This window comes from Corynebacterium sp. HMSC076C10 (assembly GCF_001812455.1).
Taxonomy (GTDB): domain Bacteria; phylum Actinomycetota; class Actinomycetes; order Mycobacteriales; family Mycobacteriaceae; genus Corynebacterium; species Corynebacterium jeikeium_D.
In genome coordinates this window covers 1-1,468 of the sequence record NZ_KV809147.1, presented here as the reverse complement: position 1 = coordinate 1,468, position 1,468 = coordinate 1, and the positions used below count along the sequence as shown (strand labels likewise).

Annotated in this window: 2 protein-coding genes and 1 pseudogene; all 3 read right to left on the bottom strand. The window is 62.5% G+C overall.

Going from position 1 to position 1,468, the window contains the following annotated elements; genetic code table 11:
• Positions 1 to 99 (bottom strand): annotated as a pseudogene (locus tag HMPREF2857_RS10960) (IS481 family transposase); the annotation flags it as partial.
• Positions 99 to 1,274, bottom strand: coding sequence for a chloramphenicol efflux MFS transporter Cmx (gene cmx / locus HMPREF2857_RS07505; RefSeq protein ID WP_005297378.1), 1,176 nt, complete (start codon positions 1,272 to 1,274; stop codon positions 99 to 101). The gene cmx and the pseudogene HMPREF2857_RS10960, both read right to left, overlap by 1 nt.
• 21 nt (positions 1,275 to 1,295) lie before the next feature.
• Positions 1,296 to 1,349: a chloramphenicol resistance leader peptide gene (locus tag HMPREF2857_RS11435; RefSeq protein ID WP_011113070.1), complete on the bottom strand. Its 54-nt coding sequence runs from the start codon at positions 1,347 to 1,349 to the stop codon at positions 1,296 to 1,298.
• Positions 1,350 to 1,468 lie beyond the last annotated feature (119 nt).

The window sequence follows — 1,468 nt, the reverse complement described above, 5'->3', positions numbered from 1 at the left end:
CATCTTTGCGGCGATCGTGGCCGGATAGCCGTCTTCGACAATCAGCCGAGCTAACCGGAGACGGGCACGAGGAGTGAGAAGAGCGTTCGGATGGGTCATCAATTGGCCTCCGCCGCGGTCTTCGTAAGCGCGCGTCTGGTGAGAAGCATGATGACGAGAGCGATCGCTGTCAGCACCGAAGCGACCCAAACCGGCGCGAGCAGCCCCAGCCCGGTCGCGAGCCCGAGCGCACCAAGCACGGGCCCCGCTGCAGCTCCGATATTCAATGCTGCGGTTGCGTACGAACCGCCCATCGTTGGCGCACCCGATGCTGCATACAGCACACGCGTGATCAGAGTACTGCCGACGCCGAACGACAGGAATCCCTGAACGAGGACGAGGACGATAAGCGCAACGGGATGAGATGCGACCACTGCCAACACGATCCAGCCTGTCAGCAATAGCGGTCCGCCGACTGCGAGCACGAGGCCAGGTCGTTGATCTGATAGTCGTCCTGCGATCGTGACGCCAAGGAACGATCCGATGCCGAACATCACCAGCGCGACGGACACCCACGCTTCGGCCAAGCCCGCGGTCTCGGTCACGATGGGTGCCAGGAAGGTGAATGCCGCAAAGGTCCCTCCGTTGATCAGCGCTCCGAGTGCCATGGCCAGGATGAGCCGCGGCGTCGCCAACTGGCTGAGCTCGACACGGAGCCTTGGTGAGGTCGCGCTAGTCTCGCTCCGACCAACATTGTTCGTGACGCCACGAATGACTCCAACGGCCGCGGGAATACAGAGGATGGCGATCGCCCAGAACGTCGTTCGCCAGCCCAGCGCTGTGCCGAGCAGTGCCCCGGCGGGGACGCCCACGACGGTTGCGATCGTCGTGCCGGAGAGCAGGATCGACAGTGCACGCCCCTTCTGGTTCGCTGGCACGAGGGTAGTGGCCGTGCTCAGTGCTACGGCGAGGAATCCTGCGTTTGCGAGAGCGCTGAGCACCCGGGTGATGAGCAGGAGAGAGAACACTGGTGTCATCGCTCCGATGACGTGGCTTCCCGCGAACACGAGAAGGCAAACGATCAATGTGAGCCGCGGTGGCCAACGGCGAGCGAATGCCGCCATCACTGGCGCGCCGACGACCATACCGACTGCGAATGCGGAGGTCAGCAGGCCCGCAGTGCCGACCGAGACGTCAAGTTCGGTCGCGATCGCGGGGAGCAATCCCGCGAGCATGAATTCTGAAGTGCCCATGACGAAGACCGCCAGGGCAAGCATGTAGAGGGCAAAAGGCATCGAGTACTCCGAGGTGTGAGATCAAGAAATGGTTCTTCTTGTCACCACGGCCAGCGCCCCGGGTACGCCAGACATACGCCCACACAGATCGTGGGCGTCGTAACTAGTGGTTCAAGGGGCTGGCGGTGTGACCGACAACCCCTGACCTGTCTGATTCGGGACTCGACATGCCCCAAACTCTAACATGCCTTCAA

Coding starts and splice junctions, on each gene's coding strand:
- cmx (WP_005297378.1), bottom strand. CDS start 1,274: ATGCCTTTTGCCCTCTACATGCTTGCCCTGGCGGTCTTCGTCATGGGC.